Source organism: Vicinamibacterales bacterium (genome assembly GCA_036012125.1).
GTDB lineage: Bacteria > Acidobacteriota > Vicinamibacteria > Vicinamibacterales > UBA823 > UBA11600.
Window position 1 is genome coordinate 130,521 of the sequence record DASCOS010000020.1, and the last position, 18,125, is coordinate 148,645.

At 53.0% G+C, this 18,125-nt stretch carries 16 protein-coding genes and 1 tRNA gene; 4 read left to right on the forward strand and 13 right to left on the reverse strand.

Translation table 11 applies throughout. From position 1 onward, the window contains the following. Positions 1 to 2: 2 nt before the first annotated feature. The 3 genes from QGH09_07605 to QGH09_07615 all read right to left on the reverse strand — a co-directional run bounded on the left by QGH09_07605 (position 3) and on the right by QGH09_07615 (position 3,722). The gene (locus QGH09_07605; GenBank protein ID HJO18046.1) at positions 3 to 2,597 is read right to left on the reverse strand and encodes a tetratricopeptide repeat protein; all 2,595 of its coding nucleotides are present in this window, start codon (positions 2,595 to 2,597) and stop codon (positions 3 to 5) included. Positions 2,598 to 2,710: 113 nt separating this feature from the next. Further along, entirely contained in the window at positions 2,711 to 2,983 is a 273-nt protein-coding gene (locus QGH09_07610) for a hypothetical protein (GenBank protein ID HJO18047.1), read from the reverse strand. Between the two features lie 58 nt (positions 2,984 to 3,041). Further along, the gene (locus QGH09_07615) at positions 3,042 to 3,722 is read right to left on the reverse strand and encodes a methyltransferase domain-containing protein (protein ID HJO18048.1); all 681 of its coding nucleotides are present in this window, start codon (positions 3,720 to 3,722) and stop codon (positions 3,042 to 3,044) included. Between the two features lie 499 nt (positions 3,723 to 4,221). On the opposite strand from QGH09_07615, the gene lepB reads away from it, so the two are divergent. Further along, positions 4,222 to 4,767 carry a signal peptidase I gene (lepB, locus tag QGH09_07620; GenBank protein HJO18049.1) on the forward strand — a complete coding sequence of 182 codons (546 nt, stop codon included), beginning with the start codon at positions 4,222 to 4,224 and terminating at the stop codon, positions 4,765 to 4,767. On the opposite strand, the gene QGH09_07625 is transcribed toward lepB, so the two are convergent. The 5 genes from QGH09_07625 to QGH09_07645 form a co-directional block, all read right to left on the reverse strand. Next, a complete protein-coding gene (locus tag QGH09_07625; GenBank protein ID HJO18050.1) occupies positions 4,764 to 6,590 on the reverse strand; it encodes a long-chain fatty acid--CoA ligase in 1,827 nt (608 codons plus the stop codon). The genes lepB and QGH09_07625 overlap by 4 nt on opposite strands. A gap of 51 nt (positions 6,591 to 6,641) precedes the next feature. Further along, positions 6,642 to 7,154 carry a cyclic pyranopterin monophosphate synthase MoaC gene (gene moaC / locus QGH09_07630; protein ID HJO18051.1) on the reverse strand — a complete coding sequence of 171 codons (513 nt, stop codon included), beginning with the start codon at positions 7,152 to 7,154 and terminating at the stop codon, positions 6,642 to 6,644. Further along, entirely contained in the window at positions 7,147 to 7,791 is a 645-nt protein-coding gene (locus QGH09_07635) for a redox-sensing transcriptional repressor Rex (GenBank protein ID HJO18052.1), read from the reverse strand. The genes moaC and QGH09_07635 overlap by 8 nt, the downstream gene beginning before the upstream one ends. A gap of 269 nt (positions 7,792 to 8,060) precedes the next feature. Next, on the reverse strand, positions 8,061 to 8,801 hold the full coding sequence (locus QGH09_07640) for a lysophospholipid acyltransferase family protein (GenBank protein ID HJO18053.1): 741 nt from the start codon (positions 8,799 to 8,801) through the stop codon (positions 8,061 to 8,063). Between the two features lie 92 nt (positions 8,802 to 8,893). Next, a complete protein-coding gene (locus QGH09_07645) occupies positions 8,894 to 9,535 on the reverse strand; it encodes a CarD family transcriptional regulator (GenBank protein ID HJO18054.1) in 642 nt (213 codons plus the stop codon). 223 nt (positions 9,536 to 9,758) lie between these two features. Here QGH09_07645 and QGH09_07650 point away from each other — a divergent pair, with 223 nt between their 5' ends. Together QGH09_07650 and QGH09_07655 are read left to right on the forward strand one after the other, a co-directional pair. Then, on the forward strand, positions 9,759 to 10,424 hold the full coding sequence (locus tag QGH09_07650) for a class I SAM-dependent methyltransferase (GenBank protein HJO18055.1): 666 nt from the start codon (positions 9,759 to 9,761) through the stop codon (positions 10,422 to 10,424). Between the two features lie 116 nt (positions 10,425 to 10,540). Continuing rightward, positions 10,541 to 10,629: transfer RNA gene (locus tag QGH09_07655), tRNA-Leu, on the forward strand. 147 nt (positions 10,630 to 10,776) lie between these two features. Here the strand turns inward: QGH09_07655 and QGH09_07660 are convergent. Together QGH09_07660 and QGH09_07665 are read right to left on the reverse strand one after the other, a co-directional pair. Then, on the reverse strand, positions 10,777 to 12,207 hold the full coding sequence (locus QGH09_07660) for a hypothetical protein (GenBank protein HJO18056.1): 1,431 nt from the start codon (positions 12,205 to 12,207) through the stop codon (positions 10,777 to 10,779). 260 nt (positions 12,208 to 12,467) lie between these two features. Continuing rightward, positions 12,468 to 13,151: a hypothetical protein gene (locus QGH09_07665; protein HJO18057.1), complete on the reverse strand. Its 684-nt coding sequence runs from the start codon at positions 13,149 to 13,151 to the stop codon at positions 12,468 to 12,470. Positions 13,152 to 13,332: 181 nt separating this feature from the next. Between QGH09_07665 and QGH09_07670 the strand changes: the two genes are divergently transcribed. Then, entirely contained in the window at positions 13,333 to 14,190 is an 858-nt protein-coding gene (locus tag QGH09_07670; protein ID HJO18058.1) for a sulfurtransferase, read from the forward strand. A 93-nt stretch (positions 14,191 to 14,283) separates the two neighbouring features. Here QGH09_07670 and QGH09_07675 read toward each other — a convergent pair whose 3' ends face one another. The 3 genes from QGH09_07675 to QGH09_07685 are packed head-to-tail and all read right to left on the reverse strand — an operon-like array spanning position 14,284 to position 18,093. Further along, positions 14,284 to 16,101 (reverse strand): TRAP transporter large permease subunit, encoded by a 1,818-nt coding sequence (locus QGH09_07675; GenBank protein ID HJO18059.1) that lies wholly within the window; start codon positions 16,099 to 16,101, stop codon positions 14,284 to 14,286. Positions 16,102 to 16,123: 22 nt separating this feature from the next. Then, a complete protein-coding gene (gene dctP, locus QGH09_07680; GenBank protein HJO18060.1) occupies positions 16,124 to 17,140 on the reverse strand; it encodes a TRAP transporter substrate-binding protein DctP in 1,017 nt (338 codons plus the stop codon). A 20-nt stretch (positions 17,141 to 17,160) separates the two neighbouring features. Continuing rightward, positions 17,161 to 18,093 carry a TRAP transporter TatT component family protein gene (locus QGH09_07685; protein HJO18061.1) on the reverse strand — a complete coding sequence of 311 codons (933 nt, stop codon included), beginning with the start codon at positions 18,091 to 18,093 and terminating at the stop codon, positions 17,161 to 17,163. Positions 18,094 to 18,125 lie beyond the last annotated feature (32 nt).

An 18,125-nucleotide genomic window follows, 5' to 3' on the forward strand; every position in this document is an offset into this window, starting at 1 on the left:
ACTTATGGCAGCTCCCCCACTGTACGGAGCAGTAATTCCTGACCTCGTTCATACGAAGGAGCGATCTCAAGTGCAGCCAGCGCATGTTGTTTCGCCTCGCCTATTTTGCCAGCAAGGATCAGACTTTCAGCCAAATCACAATGAGCAACCACGACATCCACTGGACCTGCAGCTAATGCCACACGAAACTCTTGGACCGCTTTCTCTATCTCACCACTGTCCAGCGCCAGCCGACCAAGTGCAGCATGCGGCACGACGTCAAACGGATCAATCGCGATGATACGCTCGTAAGCCACTTGCTGATGCTCTCGGTGTCCCGTTTCCTCAGCTAGCGCTGCCAACTGCCGGGCCGATTGGAGGTCCTGGTGATCATACGCCAGCAGACCTACCAGTTGGTTCATCGCGCGATCACGCTGACCTTGTTTAATCGCGATCTCGGCCAGTAATGCACGTGGGCTGTTGGCTCCAGTCGCGACAGTTACAAGTGTCAACGCATGCTCTAACACATCAACCGCAGCATCGAGCTCGCCTGCAGAGTAGAGAGCATGGCCATAGGTCACCTGAATGGCATAACTAGCAGGATAGGACCTCGCCAATGCGCCGAGCATGTCGAGTTGTGTGCCCGCCTCTGGGAGCGGCCCAGACACAGGCTGCTGTAATGCTCGCTGTAAGCTGCTAAACCGCTCCTCAAGAGCAATATCAAAGCTTTCTTGCAAAGCGTCAAAATCGGTTCCAGCTATCTGCTCAAGTAATGCCTCGGTATCAAATCCTTCTGCATAGCCACGTAGCATCTCAGGCAACATATCCTCACCATACAAATCGACGAGATGTTCAACTACGAGAGACGCTTGATAGTAGGCTAGGACAATCGTTTCCGGTTTCGTGAATCCGATATTCAGTTGTCGTAACGGTAACGTCTCACCACTTTCAAGCGCTTGCGCAAAAGTCAATTCCATATTACGACCCCAAGCAGGATTCGCTAGCCCTTCTTCGTAGACTGAAATACCTTCAGTCAGCCAGCGCGGCACACGGTTACGAGACATCTGCAAGGTAATAACGTGTGCCATCTCGTGCCACAGAGTCGCTTGCCAGTTAAAGGTGCCGGGGGGGCGGGCGCGCGGTGAATCCATCGTAACAACCCGTCCGAAGCAAGCCCCGAGCGCGCCGATCATTCCAGGTAGCCCCAAATTACGTACAGCGAAATCATCGTGACGGGGAAATACTTCAATTAGAATTGGCCCGTCTATCTCAACACCGTAACGGCCGCCAAGCGTCTCAAGCGCCTGAGAAGCGAGAGACACAACGTAATCACCCAGTATGGGGGACTCGCTTGGATGAAGACGGACAACCAAATCACCCTTTCGAATCGTCTCAAACTCGTCTACCGCATCCAACATTTGTAGCAAGTTGAAAGTAACGATATTGAAAGGATCGGTTTCGAACGATTGATCGAGCTGCTCCCGAGCACTCACCTCATCGCCCGTGCGAAGTAAATGCATGCCCAATTCAGCCTGAGCGAGCGGGCTACCAGGCGATAAATCCAGTGACTTCTGAACTAATGTAACCGCTTCGTCAAACCGGTAATGACTCGCCGCCTGAGCCCCTGTCACACGGTAGACCTCGCCGTAATGAGGATTGAGCGCAAGAACACCAGCAACTTCAGTTTCAAAATCTTTAATCCGGTCTTCGATATAAGCAATGGCAGCACGTAGAGACCGCGCTTCAAAACTATTCGCGTTAATGCTGAGCGCTTGCTCAATTATCAAAGACGCGTCGTCGTAACGCCGTTCCTGAAGAGCTAACTCGGCTAGGAGTAGATGGGCCGCCTCCGACGACTCGTCCAGTTCAATTGCACGGCGGGCCATTTCGGCTGCATCAGATGGATTTTCACTCACCAACGTGCGTCCGAGTCCAACATGTGCAGGTACCCACTCAGGATCAGCGGTTAGGGCCGTTCGAAATGAGCGAACCGCATCCTCGATGTTATATTTTTCTAGAAACAATTCGCCCCAAGCAGTATTAATAGCTGGGTCTTGGGGAGCTGCCGCTGCGGCGCGCCTAAAAAAATCATTCGCCTCACGAGACTGGCCAAGAGCACGTGCGGCTTCGGCTACCCGAAGTAATTCCACATCGACCCGACGCCTTGCCCCTGTGTTAATGATCGGGGCTAGAGTATCTAAAGCCTCAGCAGACCGACCAAGGCGCGTCAGCAGGAGCCCAAGTTCAAGAGCCGCTTCGCCAGTCGAGTCGATCCTAATTGCAGGAAGGAAGAGCCGCTCCGCTTCAGCGTAGTTTCCCTGCCTCGCAGCAATCAGGCCCAACACTGCGGCCGCCGTGGAATCGTTTGAGCCGCGAGCAATTGCGAGACGTCGTGCCTCAGCAACATCACCTAGTGCCAGTGCACGCCTAGCAGCACGTAGAAAATCGTGCCGTTCGGACACTTCACTAACTGCAACTGGTTGTACGCCTGAGCTTTGTGTTGATGCGCTAAGCGGACTACCCAACCAGACTGCAGTTATGCAGGTAAGGACGGAGAGGAGCGCTCGAGACGGCCGCGACGCCCCGCCACGGCGCAACCCTTGATCCAGCAGAACCATGCTACGAATGGCACGATTATACCCCCGAGTTTGAGTCAGCCCTAGTGGCACTCACCTTCGTACTCGCCGTATTCCGAGGGAATTCGACAAAGCAGGACCGGGGAGGAACTGATCTAGAAAAATGCAACCGACTGATGGGATGGAATCTCAAAGCGATTACGGCAGCGTGTACAGACAACATAATCATCGACGCGTACCATATAGTCTCGCAATTTCCCAAACAATGCCCGGTCACGCTCGTCAGCGCCACGAGGTGGACGTTCCTTCTTTACGCGCCTAATCCAGCAAATCTTATACTCTCCACGATGACGACACTTAGGACAGCCATAGGTTGTAGGCTTTAGTTCCTGTTTTTCGTTAAAGAACTCCCGTTCGTTAAGCGCCATTCCGGGACCGTGTTACAAAATTTGAACTCGTTGCAGTGGTAATCCGTCGTAACGCTAGTCAATCCTTGACGAACATCACGAGCGACCAAATACGAGGGAAGTTGACCTTCTCGATCGACACAGGACAAAGCCCTGCTTGCACCAGCAACGCTCGAAGGTCAAGATCAGCCTTGAAACCCAGGTGGACCGTAAGGGGAGACAATATCCGTTCGATCCGAGCGAGAAACCTCCGTTCGCTGAGAAAGTGGTTCAAAACAATGATCCGCCCTCCCTTCCGGCACACGCGATACATTTCCTGCACCACTGATACCGGATCAGACACGACACTAATCACGTAAGGAGCATAAACCAGATCGAACGATTCATCAGGGAACTGAAGTTTTGTGGCATCCATTTGCTTTAGGCGTACGTTCCGCACCCCGCGCCGTTCTAGCCGGCGTTGCGCACCCTCAAGCATTGACACGGACAGGTCGATTCCTGTGACCTTACAATCGTCGGGGTACAGCACCGCACTTATCCCAGTACCAACCCCAACCTCAAGCACCTCGTCACCCGCCTGGATGGCCAAACGCTTGATAGCCTTTAAGCGACCAGGGTGCAGTGCTGGACCAAACATCACATCAACGATTGGCCATTTACCCAAGTAAACCGACGAAATCCGTTCGTAGACTTTATGAACGAAGCTGGTTTCTACAGATACGGTCGAAAGCGCCCGCGTACCCACATCGGACGACACCATAATGTCATTGTCCGATACCGATTCTTGGTCAAATAGAGATACCAAAACCCTCCCTCACCTCGGCACGCGCTCTTTGCGTGCGAACGAACCACGACTATATCTTGGCGGTGAATACAGAGCAAGGCAACGGCCAAGCGATGATAGTTCCCGATCGCCTCCTCCCATAGATAATCTCACGGCCTTGTCGCGGTCATCAGTCAAGTTCGCAAAGGTCGCAACTCTCTTCTGAACCATATTCGTTATAACTTATTCACAAATAAGATCATTGGTCTAATGACACGTTTGACACCCTGTCGGGGCACCGGTATAGTTTTTCGGTTGACCGGTACAGGATTGATGCCAAACGTCTTTCCGAGCTGCCGCTGTTATCTGCCACGGTGCTGAAACTCCGGTCGGATGGCTAACGATGACCGAATCTAACTCGTCTTCCGAAAACAGCGAAGACAGCCGCCTTGATCACCCCTCTTCTTCCTCGTTGGAGGCGGCGAGCAACCCTACTATGCACAGGTCTAAAGCTGCTGCGCTTATCAAGCGTTTAATACAAGAGGTCGTCAACTGGTTCAAAACCTTGGCATCGGCAGCAGTTTACGCGACCCTAATCGTAACCTTCGGTTTCCAAGTGGCACGTGTCGAAGGCCAAAGTATGGCGCCAACGCTGATCGATCAGGATCGACTAATCGTCAATAAGCTCATCTACCGACTTGGCGAGCCTCGACGTAGCGACATCGTCATGCTCTTTTATCCGATCGACCCTGGCAAGTCATTCGTAAAACGAGTCATTGCCGAAGAGGGTGATACTTTCCGAATTGAGAACGGACTCGTCTTCGTGAACGACGTGCCTGTACGAGACGACTACATACCTCAAGGATTTAGGAGCTACGAAGACTACGGGGAGCAGGTCGTGCCGCAAGGCTATTACTTTGTAATGGGCGACCACAGGAACAACAGCTCCGATAGCCGACATTGGGGAATGGTTCCGAAAAAATACATCATCGGTAAAGTTCAAGTTCGATGGTGGCCAATCCCCACCGCCCGAGTATTTTAGTCGCTTAGAGATTCCGCGTAGAGCATCTCGATCACTTTGTTCCAGCGTTCTTCCACCACACGACGGCGCACTTTCATTGTCGGCGTGAGTTCACCGCCCGCAATTGAGAACTCGGCAGGTAGAAGCTTAAACCGCCTAACCTGCTCAAATCCGGCCAGGGTAACGTTCACCTGGTCTACGACTTCCTGGTATAGCGACTGGACGTCAGCCCGTTCCACAAGATCCTCAATCGAGATAAAACTCGCTCCGTCTCGGAGGACGAGTTCCTCAAGCTGTGCTCGATCTGGAATTAAAAGTACGGCGATAAAACGACGTCGGTCACCAAGTAGTAACGCTTCAGCGACGAGTGGACTCCTTTTAAAACGCGCCTCAATTGGCTGTGGCGCAACGTTCTTTCCATTGGAAGTAACAAGAATGTCCTTCTTACGGTCAGTAATACTCACGTAACCATCGTCGTCGATATTGCCGATATCCCCTGTGTGAAACCAACCATCGCGAATCACCTCAGCGGTCGCATCAGGCTTCCCGTAGTAGCCCTGCATCACATTCGGCCCACGAGCTAGCAGCTCACCATCTGGCGCGACTTTAAGGTCAACCCCAGGTATCGCCTTGCCAACAGTGCCAATCCGCACAGCCTCCGGTGGATTAAGGGTCAATACCGGAGCCGTCTCCGTTAACCCATAGCCTTCAACGATTGGCATTCCAATTGCGCAAAAAAACTCAGCCGTAGATATCCCTAATGGAGCTCCCCCTGAAACAATTAACCTAAGCCGGCCACCAGTACGAGCACGAATCTTTCGAAAAACCATTCGGTCAGCGAGTAGGTTTTGAAACCGTATATACCAAGGCGCAGACTGGTTTGCGAACTGTCGTGAAGCACGGCTCCATCCAGCACTGATCGCCCACCCGAAGATTTTCCGGCGTATAGCTGGCGCCTGAGCCACTGATTCGAGGACCCTAACCTGCACCTTCTCGTAGACTCTCGGGACACCAGTCATGATGGTCGGTTTGATCATCCGCAGATCACGAGCGATTGTTTCGAGTGACTCAGCAAATGCCACCGTGACGCCCTCACATAGATATGCATAAACCACGGTACGCTCAAGCGAATGACTCAAAGGCAAGAACGACAGCGCAACGTCGTCAGACTTCATCGAAATCATCTGAAGTGATGCCCGAACATTTGACAGGATGTTTACATGGGTAAGCATTACACCCTTAGATCGTCCAGTTGTACCCGACGTGTAAATAATGGTTGCAATGTCGTTTGGACTAACGCCATTTACAGTCTCACGATAACGCTGCGCAAGACCTTCCTCAGCAAGCAACCGTCGCCGGCCACGTTCGGCGACATCGCACAACCCCATCTCACCAGATTCGTCACGAGAAGTCTCATCACTTTGGCGATCGATCACCACCACGATTTCCAACTGAGGTAATGTTTGCAACACACTCCGAACCTTGGCGGCCTCAGCCTCACCCGCAACAATGGCAAACCGCACCTGCGCATCGTTAAGGATTTCAAATATCTGCTCGCTTGCAAGAGTCGGATAGAGAGGCACTGTGACCGCACCGGCAGAAAGAATGGCAAGGTCTGCGATGACCCACTCAGGGCGAGTATCCGAGATAAGCGCAACACGATCACCAGGTTGGACGCCGAGAGCACTCAAACCCAAGCTAATGACACGAATTTCTTCAAAGAGTTCTTGACTAGAAAACTCATCAGCCCCAGTAGCACGACAGCGCTGAAATAAGACTGGCTTTGAAAGTCGATCGGATATGTGAAACGGTAAGGAAGCTAACGTCTTAACTTCAGAATCCATCAGACCACTTAGTCCCAAGGGGGTAATGAGCTTTAGTATCCTACCGCCAGCTCATTCTGATCGCCGATAGGAACCCGAACGTCCACCAGTCTTCTCGATTAAACGAATTTCACCGATGACCATCTCGCGATCGATTGCCTTGACCATATCGTAGACAGTCAGCGCTGCTGAAGTTACTGCCATCAAAGCCTCCATTTCGACACCCGTACGCGCCTCGGTGCGAACTGTGGCTGTGATTTCGTAGCCACCTGCAGTCGGTTCGAGTTGTACATCGACGTGAGATAGCGGCAAGGGATGGCAGAGTGGAATTAAATCCGATGTCCGTTTAGCAGCCATGATGCCAGCTAACCGTGCAGCCTGTAGCGGATCACCTTTGGCGACGTTACCAGCGCGGATTGCTTCTAGTGCCGTTGAACCGATCGCAATTGATCCTTGCGCGACCGCTTGGCGGTTGGTGACGTCCTTCGCACCAACATCAACCATGTTCACTCGTCCACGACTGTCCACGTGAGACAATTGTCGACTTGGACTTGGAGCGGTCTCTGGCGGCTTACCTTTAGACACTGTCGCCACCCTTCCCCCGCGCCAAATAAAACGATAGGCTCTCCAATGACACTGTCAGGTCAACATTCTTCAACTTCACTTCGTCTGGTGCGCGTAAGGCTTCCGGCGAGAAATTCAAAATTGCTTTGATTCCGGCCGCCACAACCTTATTAACCACCCCCTGAGCCGAACTAAAAGGCACCGCAATCACTGCGATGACAATCTGCTCCCGCAGAGCAATTCTTCGGAGGTCTTCGATATCATAAATTGGTACTCCCCCCCGCGACTGCTGGCCAATCTTCTCGTGAAGATTGTCAAAGAGCGCTACAATTTTGAAACCCTCCAGCCTGAATCCCGAATAGTCGGCTAGCGCGAGTCCAAGATTGCCAGCACCCATAATGGCAACCTTCAGGTGGAGATCGAGGCCTAGAATCTGGCGGAGTTGCCGCTTCAAATCCTTCACGTAGTAGCCGACCCCCCGCACCCCCAGTTCACCGAAATGCGCGAGATCTTTCCTAATTTGCGGTGCGTTCAAATCGAACCGATCAGCGAGCACCTTCGACGACACGGTCCGTATGTCTTCCGCATCTAGCTTATTCAGACATCGTAAATAGACCGATAAGCGATTCGTCGTAGCTTCTGAGATCTGAGTCGACATAGCTTCTCTGATGACTTATTAAACGCCCACAAAAGAGCCGCAGTCAGGGTGTGCGGTCGATATCCGTTGATCATAGCAGCCGACCACGGTGGCTGCACAGCGAGCCAAGATACACCACTACTACCGCCATCGAGCCTTCTAGAATCCACTCGGGCAATGGATCCCTTATGCCGAATGGCGCCAGAATCACCCTTGCCGAATGAAGAGCACGGGCTCTTCGTAGGAGCCTACCCTACTTCTGTAGGTTGACGCCCCAGACACCAGCAACGCTAACACACCGGACCAAGTGCCCGCAGCCGCTCTATTTCAGTACGAACCTCTCGGATAAGTTCATTGCGGTGGGAATAATCTCGCCCTATCGTAACTATAGGTGCTCCGAATCGAACGCTAACAGTTGCTGGGTAAACCAAAGCACTTCCACGCTTCATCGCCGCACGACTACCCAAAATCGCCACTGGGACAACTTGGGCCTGGGCCTCCAAAGCCAGAACAAATCCTCCCTTCTTAAACGGCAGGAGCTCATTTGTCCGACTACGGGTACCTTCTGGAAAAATCACGAACGATCCACCGTTTCGCAACTTCGTCGCCGCTTGAGTAATCGCTGCGGCACTTTTCTCACGGTCCCCTCGATGAATGCCTACAAAGCCAATTATGTCGAAGCCAATTCCTAGCACTGGCGTCTTACGGAGTCCGGCTTTGTAGAAGATGTAGAGCCTTGGAAAAAGAGCTCGAAACAACACAAATAGAATCGGGGGTTCGACGTTACTTGCATGGTTTGCAAAGTAGACGGTTGGCCGATCTGAGCGTACATACTGAAGTCCCTCAACTCGAATTCGGATCCCAGTGAGTGCTAAGGCTAAACGAACCCCGACATAACCAGACCAATAAAGCACACTGCGCTGGCGGGTCGTTAGCGCTATTACCAATACAAGAGGACCAACAAAAATAACGTATAGACCCACTATGGCGTAAGTAGCAATCGACCGGACCCAGGCAATAAACCACGCCATTACTGATATCCGAAGTATTCAGTAAGAAACAAAAAAGCCTGACCCGGTGTCCCGGATCAGGCCAATGAACCAGTACCTGTCAGAATCCTATGCTAAGAAGCACGGACCGCCCTTGAGGTTCGGCGACTACTCGACCGTGTCGAGGCCTTAGCAGTCTTGGTAGTCTTCTTGGCTCGCGAGGCCGCAGCTGCCGCCGCTCGAGCCTTACTCGCAAAGCAGCGCTCAAGAGACTTATCCACACGTTCATCTACGCTCTTCACCGGTTCATTTGAGACTTCTGCAATCTCCGAAACTACGAAGAATTTCGCTTTATCCAGCATCCGCTTCTCGCGGAAAGAAAGGCTCTTCGACTTACTTAGAAAAGTTAAGTTCTTCAGTACTTCTATTGCATCTTCGATCGAACCGCTCCGCATCTTGTCAGAGTTGTCCTTGAAGCGGCCTTTCCAATTCTGATGGTTATCGATCTTACCGTTTGCCAACCGCCTGTAGAGACGGTCAATCTCATCGTCGGAGACGGCTCGTCGGAGCCCAACGCTCTCAATGTTACCGACCGGCACCAGAACTGTCGTGTCGCTTGAGACCATCCGCAGTTGATAAAAGCCACAGGTGGTTCCCATAATTGTTTTATCTTCGATAGCCTCAACTACACCTAGTCCGTGATTTGGGTAAATGACCTTATCTCCAACATCAAATGCCACATCTCCCCCAAGCTTAGATTTCTTCCCCGAGTGCATGCTTACCGCTATTTCACCCTGCAAAGCCCAAAGATATTAACACATTCACAGCCAAAAATCAATAAAAACAACCTAAAAAAGCCTTGTTTCGCCCTATATTCTCTTGTCAAAATTACCTCATTCTGCGCCGAAACCCACCTCAATACCGATGTACACGAGCCAAAACGAATTAGACTGGGCAATTGGGATTAACCGGAGTGCATCAAGGTCACGGATGCGGAGGATGATTATGAGGTCGACTCATCAGAACCTGACTGCTTGGCCCTTAAGAGCACTTACCTTGGCAGTATTTTTCAACCTGGTCCCGATGCTACTCACAACATCAATAGCTAGCCAGGACACACCGTTGATCGGCTCCAGCGACCTTTTATCGGCATCAAAGAAAGCCACAACCACTCAGGACGGCCAGAGTCTAGCCCCTTATGTACCGACCCCTCGGGAGGTCGTCGATAGGATGCTCCAGCTTGCTGAAGTAACCCCTGATGACGTCGTCTACGATCTGGGTAGTGGTGACGGCCGTATCCCTATCTCAGCTGCGCGGGACTATGGAGCCCGCGGCGTCGGCGTCGATATCGATCCTGAACGCATCGCCGAAGCCAACGCCAACGCACGACGGGAAGGTGTGGCTGACCGAGTGACGTTTATCCTCGGCGACGCTTTGGCCACTGACGTTTCCGAGGCAAGCGTCGTGACACTCTACTTACTTTCCTCATCAAACATGAAACTTCGACCGATCTTGACAAGCCAACTTTCCGCCGGCGCCAGGATTGTGTCACACGCCTTCAACATGGGCGATTGGCAGCCAGATGCAGTCGAATCCTTCAATGATTCTCGGGGAAACCCTCGAACTATTTATCTGTGGAAATTTGACGGCGAGCATCGTCCTTAAAGTACTCATGCACCCGCGCTTGACAGAAGGAGCATCCGCTCCTGCTAAGGGAACCGCGTGCTATACTCGGCCCCCATTTTTTCGCGCCGTTACGTGCCATGGGTTAAATAACGAGGGCCGGAGTGGTGAAACTGGCAGACGCGCGGGATTCAAAATCCCGTGGGGTTCACTCCCCGTGTGGGTTCGAGTCCCACCTCCGGCACCACATGGCTCTACAGCACCAACTCTACTGACTTTGCAATAACGGGGATAGCCACGGGGCTTATCGGTGAGTCCCGCCCACTCGAACTTACACACCAAGAGGTCACCCACAGCGCAGTGCTATGCCGTACTCGTTAGCCACCGGTGTGTCCTAGTTGTGCAGCAGTTCCGTCAACAAGGTAAGCGGACGGCCTGAGTCACTACCGTCGTCAACATCAAATGGAAATTTCTTCTGGCCGAGGGCTGGACGAAGATCATCGAACCAAGCGGCGCCGTCATCGAACTCTGCTAAAAATGGCCTGTTCACCCACTCGGGGTTTCTCGCTTGGATGAAATCGCACAAAAGTAGCTTCTGGTTTGGGTCACCCAGTAGATCAAAGCCCACACTATGACGGAGCGTCTCGTACACGTGCTGACCAATTACATCAAGAGGCGTCAATACACCAAGCACTCGAACTTTACCTGGGAAGGCTGACATTGACGGACCTCGTACTGACCGCGCTAATCCAGAGACTGTTCTGTACGCTTGCGTGAAGATCTCGTGAGCCTCCACAAGCGGCACCTCAAAGTATTTCCGGGCACCGGTATCCCGTTCGACGAACATGTAATAGGGCATTAGGCCAAGTTTCACGCCGGTTTGCCAAAGCGCTGACCATGCACGGGGGTCATCGTTTACATGCCTGATGAGCGGTGCCTGCATTCGAATCTGGGCACCCGTACCACGAATTCGCCTGACCGCCTCGCGTGCAATCTCAGGTTCAAGCTCAATCGGATGAGAGTAGTGCCCCATGATGGAGACTTGACGACCCGCTGCATTGATCTCCTCAAACAACCGAAGACAGTCATCGGCATCCGTGTCAGTCACAAACCGCTGTGGCCAATAGGCTACGGCCTTCGTGCCAAATCGAATGTTCTGAATGTGCTCAAGATCGGGTGATAACAAAGGCTCTATGTAGCGCCTCAAAACCGACGACTTCATAATCATCGGGTCACCACCAGTCACAAGCACATCAGAGACCTCGGTATGAGCCTTCAGATAATCAACCAGTTGGTCGGTCTCCTTTGCCTGAAACGTGAAGCCTTCAAGCCCGACGAACTGCGCCCAGCGAAAGCAATAGGTGCAATAGGAGTGACAGGTCTGACCCTGTGATGGGAAGAAAAGCACGGTCTCCCGATACTTGTGCTGGACACCTTCCATCAGGTCGCCACCAACAGTCGGCACATTATGTGTAAGCTGACCTGCAGGGTGCGGATTGAGGTCCAAGCGGATCCGGTTAACCGCCGACGACATCGCCTCGGCCCCCTCGCCCCCACGGAGGAGCGAACGCACCTCACAGTACTCGGAATCTTCAAGCATTCCTTGCTGAGGGAATACAAGCTGAAAAATTGGGTCATCTGGAACCCTAGACCAGTCAATTAACTCATCCAGCACGTAGCGGTTCGTACGAAACGGCAGCACGCTGCCTACAACTTCAACGGCCTCTCGCACATCCACAGCAATGCTCCCCCATTGAGGCCACTTGGCAATGTTGTGCAGTCCAATTGCCTGAAAACCCGTCCCGTCCTTCGGTTGAAATGTCATAAAAAACGGTGTCCTCAGTGATCGAAAAATAAATGCACTACATTAAATAATTGCAAACAAACAACTTGCGAGATACCGCCCCCCAAGGCCCACACTTGGCAGCCTTAGCAACCACAGGCTAAAAATAGGGAGACGGACAGTATAGCCTCGTCTGCTTGAAACAGGAAATCTAATATTCGCCTTATCTTCGTTCTTAAAAAAAGTGGGAAACCGGTCCTACAGACTCGGCCAGAATCAGAACTGACGGCAGCTACACGCCATCACTCCGGTACCGTCAGGTCAATTACTGCCGTACCTGCAATGTCGACTACGCGCTCACTGCGCCGTCCAGCATTGATATTCCATACGCGTACCGTGTGACGACCAGCCGGGATACTCAACAATTCAAACCGGCCCTCACGGTCAGCCACCACTGCATAGGGAGCCTCAGTTACCACGATGTAGGCGCCCATCGCCGGATGTACGTCGCATGACACAGAGTAGGTTCCTGCATCGAAGACATGCAGATACTCGCCAGTGATCGGCGTGGCTACATTAAAAACGGTCTTGAGCGTGGCCGAACTCCTTACGTGTACGTTATGGAGAACATCATCGCCATTTGTGAAGGCAACCACCTGACCGACCCTAGCCACGAGTACGCCAGGGTCAAACGCCAGACCAAATTGGTCCATCGTCGTTTGCTCATCCGGCACCGGCACGTCCCTAGCCAACTCCGGCTCGAACATAACGACCGAGTTAAATCCACCGGTCACGGGAGGTGCTAAGCCCCGTATAGCCAATCCCTGGGCTTTCCCGGGGTGAGATACGTCAACCACCTGGTCCTCTGCATTAGGCACTGGTTTGCAGCCGATTTGGCTGGAACAAAGGAAACCAACAAGACTCAGCACGAAAATGAACCGAATGGCGAGTGAATCAAGCAACTTCTGTGCAACCTCAGTCAGCATAGAGAAGAAATTACATTGTAGCGACGCCACCTGCATCGCGCCATACCATCAGAAGAGACCTACCTGCAAGTGATGGAGGTCACAGTGTGTAATAAAACGACGCATATCGCGCCTATCACCGGTAATGGGCATGTGCTGCACTTTCGCATAAAATCGTGGACATCGTACTTTCTACTGAACCATGCCAATTAACCACCCTCTGATCGTTTCGACCGATCTTCTAGCCGAGCATCTTGACAACCCACTATGGACGATTATCGACTGTCGTTTTGATTTGACCAACACTGAGGAGGGCAAGGAATCCTATCTGGCTGCTCACATTCCGGGGGCAAGCTATGCACATTTAGACAAGGACCTATCAGGACCAACGACAGGTCACAACGGTCGACACCCGCTACCCGACCGAAAGGCAATGAGCCTCGCCTTCGGGAGATTTGGAATCTCGTCAGAGCACCAAGTGGTGGCTTACGACCAAAGCACCAGTATGTTCGCAAGCCGCCTCTGGTGGATGTTGCGTTACGCTGGTCACGAGCGTGCCGCCGTACTCGATGGGGGCTGGGCAAAATGGCAACAGGAGGGGCTCCCAGCCCATTCTGGGATGGAATTGAGAAAACCAACGGCTTTTGTTCCCAACTGGCGCCCTGACCTCTTACTCGACGCAAAAGCCGTACTTAAAAGCCTAGTGGAATCTAGATTGACACTCCTCGATGCGCGAAGTGCCCAGCGATTTGTCGGCTCGGCCGAAACCCTTGACCCAATTGGAGGTCACATTCCAGGCGCCCTGAACTATCCGTGCCAGACAAACCTTCACGAAAACGGCACGTTTCACGATTCCTCTGAGCTCAGACGGCGTTTCAAGGCTTTACTGGGGTCAACACCACCAGAAGAGATCGTGTCCTACTGCGGGTCCGGCGTCACAGCCTGCCATAATCTACTAGCACTCGCTCGCGCCGGGCTTGACGGTGGAAAGCTTTACCCCGGCTCGTGGAGCGAGTGGTGCAGTGACCCATCGAGACCCGTGGAGCGTTCTTCCACCTAGTTATCACGCCAGGACTACCTAGGTGGTTGTCGGTTAGAACGGACGAGCTGTGGCAGGCGCTACAACAGGCACTGAATGTCCTCTCGCCTCTCCTTAGCCACTCCCAAACACCACGCCAACAAGCCAAAGTGTTAGTGCCGGTACGTAGGTGATGAACAATACCGTCACCAACAGCAGAAACATATACGGAAGCGCTGACCGGTAGACCGTCGTTAGCGGCTTGTCGAACCTGTATGACGACAGAAAGAGGTTTGCCCCCATCGGCGGCGTTAGATAGCCGAGCTCAAGATTTGCTAGAAAGATAATGGCGAGATGCACCGGGTCAATGCCGTAGGCCACTGCAATCGGAGCAATCAGCGGAACCACGATGACGATCGCTGAATAGATATCGATTAGCGCCCCGACCAAAAGCAGGAATCCGTTCAACGCAAGGAGAAAGAGCATCGGCGACTCGATATGCGTCTGCACCCATTCCAGTGCCATCATTGGAATCTGTGCGATGACCAGGAAGTTTGTGAATCCAAGCGCCACGCTCAGAATGATCATGAACCCGCCTACAAGCGTCGCGCATTCAACAAAGATACGTGGGAGATCGCGCCTTACTGATAACCCGCGCTGGATAAAGCACTCCACTACGAATGTGTAGAGAACCGTTAAGGCCGCTGCTTCTACGAGCGTGGTATAGCCATAACCGATTCCGACCAACACAACGACTGGCAGCAGTAGTTCCCACTTAGCTTCCCATATCGCTGCCATCGCCTCGCGTAGAACGAACGGGGTTCGAGTCACACCGCGCAACCATCCCTGGCTCGCGGCCCAGCCGGCCACCACCAAGACCAGTAAGACGCCAGGAAGGAGTCCACCTACGAAGAGTTTTGCGTAGTCAAGATTGGCGTAGAAAGCATAGAGAAACACCGGAAGACTTGGAAACCAAAGCAAGCCGATAGAACCTGAAACCGTCACTAGACCAAGGGATGTTTGTTCTGGATATTTTGCGCGGACTAGCACAGGTAGCAACAACCCACCCATCGAGAGAATCGTGATACCAGACGCGCCGGTAAGCGGCGTAAAGAAGGCAAGCACGAGAGTGGCGACTATCGCTAGGCCACCCGGCATCCATCCGACACACGCGGTGAAGAGACGGGTCAGGCGTTGACCCGCGCTCCCTTCAGCTAACAAGTAACCTGCTAAAGCAAACAGTGGGATCGCCGGTAACATCGGTGAGTTGGTAAGTCGGTAGGTCTCGTTGGGCACGGCAGTGAGCGGCGTGCCGTCACCCCAGAAAAGGACCAACGCGGCACCACCAATCCCGGCAAAGATCGGCATCCCGAGCGCAGTGGAAAGGATGATGACAAGAGTCGCCGGTAGCACAATGCCAACGGTCTCCATACCGGACATCAAGGTAAAAAGGAACGGAATCAGTAGACCGAGCGACGTAACCGCCCTTCCCTGCCAGTCCGACGCCGCATGCCAGATTAAGCGCCCGGTAATGGCGCCAAAGCCAACGGGCAGGACCGATACCACGAGCCAGAAGGGGAAATCCCAGGAGATCACATCTCCAAAGTCCCGTTCAATTCTCACAAACTCAATGCTGGCCACAACGAGTGTCGACGTCACAGCAACAGCTATCGCCGAGGTAAAAATCTTTACGAACCTCTGTGTATGAACGGGTAAGAAATGTTGCGTAGACAGCGCGAGCAGCCGCTCGCTCCGCGACGCTAACACGGCGCCAAGCACCGTGATCCAGAGCGTAAAATTCTGAACAACAACAATCGAGCCTGAAATACCTTGGCCAAATCTGATGCGGCTATAAATTTCTATCAGCGGCAGCACAGTCATCGCCACTAAGATGGCGATGGCAACCGCATTCTCAAGGCGAAAGTGGAAAGATGGCCGTCTGGACAGCTGCATAAGCTGCGGCTAGCGGGCCCTTCTACTGGGCAGAACGGTATTCGTCACGAAGGCGACGGACTTCATCGAAGATATCACCTGGACAGTAGTCACCGCGCAGGCTCGAGTAGGTACGCTCACTCTCATTGCGCCAAGCGCTCAGCATTGAAACGTCAGGAGTGTTCACGATAAGTCCGCGTTTAGCCATTTCAGTGACCGAATCATCACCCATTTGGCGAATCTCATCACGTAACTGAACACCGGCCCGCCGTGAAGCCTCAAGCATACCCTCCCGGTGCTCAGCAGGCAGGCGGTTCCAAGCGCGGGCACTCATAACCGTGCCTCCAACAAGAGGAAGTAATTTCACATCAAGCATATGGGGCGTTAGCCTGTATAACTCCTGTATTTGAGCAAACAAAGGCACAATGGGCACGGCGTCCAGCATCCCGGTCTGTAATGACGTGATGAGGTCCACCAGCGAAAGCGGTATAGCATTAAATCCAAACTCCTTGTAGAGATTCTCAGAATCAGGATCGCCAGCTGAAACAAAAAGCTTCATACTTCTGAGGTCATCCGGTGTACGAGCAGCTGATTTACTAAACACATGCAGCCAACCACCGTCCGCCCAATTGAGAACTTTGAATCCCTTGGCCTCAATCCGCTCCTCGAGTGTAGGCGCAATCCGTTCACGGACGTAGTCGAGTTCCTCATACGACTCAATCAACATTGGAATCTGTAAGCACGCAACACTTTCGTCGATACGTGAAAGGCCAACCGAGGAAAGCGCCACGGCCTGCAGTTGACCTTGTCGCACTTTACGAACCATCTCAATTTCGTCACCCAGCACACCACCGGCAAACACCTGAACACGCACCGCGCCATCAGAGATGCGGGACCACTCTTGAGCCATGACATGTATCGTCTCGTCCCAGAGTGAGCCATCTGGCACGAGTGTGCCGATTCGAATCCGAAGGCCCCGCTGGGCCTCTACGGCTATCACAAGAAACGCGATGGCAACGAATACACCAACCACAAAGCGCATCGAACGAAACATTCTCATCAACATGCCTCAAAACAAAGTTAGGAGCCTGGCTCCAAAAAAAGATCCTCAATGCGGTCGAGTAACCAGTTTGCCCGCCGCTGCGCAATCAAGTTTACGAGCCGGTTATCCGGATCGGCGTCGGGATCGACCGAAAGCGCAACTTCCATCATCTCACGGAACTCGGCAGCATTCTGGGTCGGCACTGAGACTGCTTCAGCATAGGCAATGTGTAACCCGGCACGCCGACCGCTAGACAACTCCAGTGCGCGGTCATAGTGACGACGGATCTCGTCATAGTCAGGCTGCCCTGGAACAGCGCCGGCAACAACGACCTTGAACTCATGGAGCGCTCCCTCATCCCACCCTTCATCTAACTCCAGTGCACGTTCCAGGAGAGCCTCTACCTCCGGCAGTCGCGCCAGCATCGCGGCGGAACCAGGTGACGCTGCAATCGCAAGTCCCAGCGAGGCTGCCGTCCAGTACAACAGCGGCAGGTCGCGCTCTTCATGCCCTGGTGTGATCATAGCAACGGCGTCCTCGGGTTCGGTAGACAGCCTGCTGCGGAATCCTCGATGGTCACGCGAAAGACCACGTAGACAATAGTCGAGCGCCCGTTGATACAGTCGTCGTGCACGAGTTCGCATAGTTCGCCCAAGGCCGATGTCCTTCTCCATCGCTACTTCAGACGGATAATCAACGTAGGCGTATGCATAGAGCGAAAACCCGCGGCAAGCCGTCAATAATAGCCCGCGGTGGTCGGGAGACTCGTTCAAAAGACTTTCGGTTAGCTTAAGACCGAAGGGCAGCGCATCACCAACAAACTCGATATCATCATCGGTTTCGTAAACTGAATCGCCTTCCGCCAACGCATCACCAACCATATTGATTGCATACGTCTTCAATGAGCATCCCGAGAGCACCGGGGCAAGCAACACAGCGATGAGTAGTAAAGAACCCAGGTTTCTGGGCATGAAGGCGTCTCTGGCGTCTGTGTTCGTTCCGA

Excerpts from the sequence above, each read along its gene's own strand:
- QGH09_07610 (HJO18047.1), bottom strand. The coding sequence starts at position 2,983 with ATGGCGCTTAACGAACGGGAGTTCTTTAACGAAAAACAGGAACTAAAG.
- QGH09_07615 (HJO18048.1), bottom strand. The coding sequence starts at position 3,722 with ATGGTGTCGTCCGATGTGGGTACGCGGGCGCTTTCGACCGTATCTGTA.
- QGH09_07665 (HJO18057.1), bottom strand. The coding sequence starts at position 13,151 with ATGCTGACTGAGGTTGCACAGAAGTTGCTTGATTCACTCGCCATTCGG.
- QGH09_07640 (HJO18053.1), bottom strand. The coding sequence starts at position 8,801 with ATGGCGTGGTTTATTGCCTGGGTCCGGTCGATTGCTACTTACGCCATA.
- QGH09_07635 (HJO18052.1), bottom strand. The coding sequence starts at position 7,791 with ATGTCGACTCAGATCTCAGAAGCTACGACGAATCGCTTATCGGTCTAT.
- dctP (HJO18060.1), bottom strand. The coding sequence starts at position 17,140 with ATGAGAATGTTTCGTTCGATGCGCTTTGTGGTTGGTGTATTCGTTGCC.
- QGH09_07605 (HJO18046.1), bottom strand. The coding sequence starts at position 2,597 with ATGGTTCTGCTGGATCAAGGGTTGCGCCGTGGCGGGGCGTCGCGGCCG.
- QGH09_07685 (HJO18061.1), bottom strand. The coding sequence starts at position 18,093 with ATGCCCAGAAACCTGGGTTCTTTACTACTCATCGCTGTGTTGCTTGCC.
- lepB (HJO18049.1), top strand. The coding sequence starts at position 4,222 with ATGCACAGGTCTAAAGCTGCTGCGCTTATCAAGCGTTTAATACAAGAG.
- QGH09_07625 (HJO18050.1), bottom strand. The coding sequence starts at position 6,590 with ATGGATTCTGAAGTTAAGACGTTAGCTTCCTTACCGTTTCACATATCC.
- QGH09_07650 (HJO18055.1), top strand. The coding sequence starts at position 9,759 with ATGATTATGAGGTCGACTCATCAGAACCTGACTGCTTGGCCCTTAAGA.
- QGH09_07675 (HJO18059.1), bottom strand. The coding sequence starts at position 16,101 with ATGCAGCTGTCCAGACGGCCATCTTTCCACTTTCGCCTTGAGAATGCG.
- QGH09_07670 (HJO18058.1), top strand. The coding sequence starts at position 13,333 with ATGCCAATTAACCACCCTCTGATCGTTTCGACCGATCTTCTAGCCGAG.
- QGH09_07660 (HJO18056.1), bottom strand. The coding sequence starts at position 12,207 with ATGACATTTCAACCGAAGGACGGGACGGGTTTTCAGGCAATTGGACTG.
- QGH09_07645 (HJO18054.1), bottom strand. The coding sequence starts at position 9,535 with ATGCACTCGGGGAAGAAATCTAAGCTTGGGGGAGATGTGGCATTTGAT.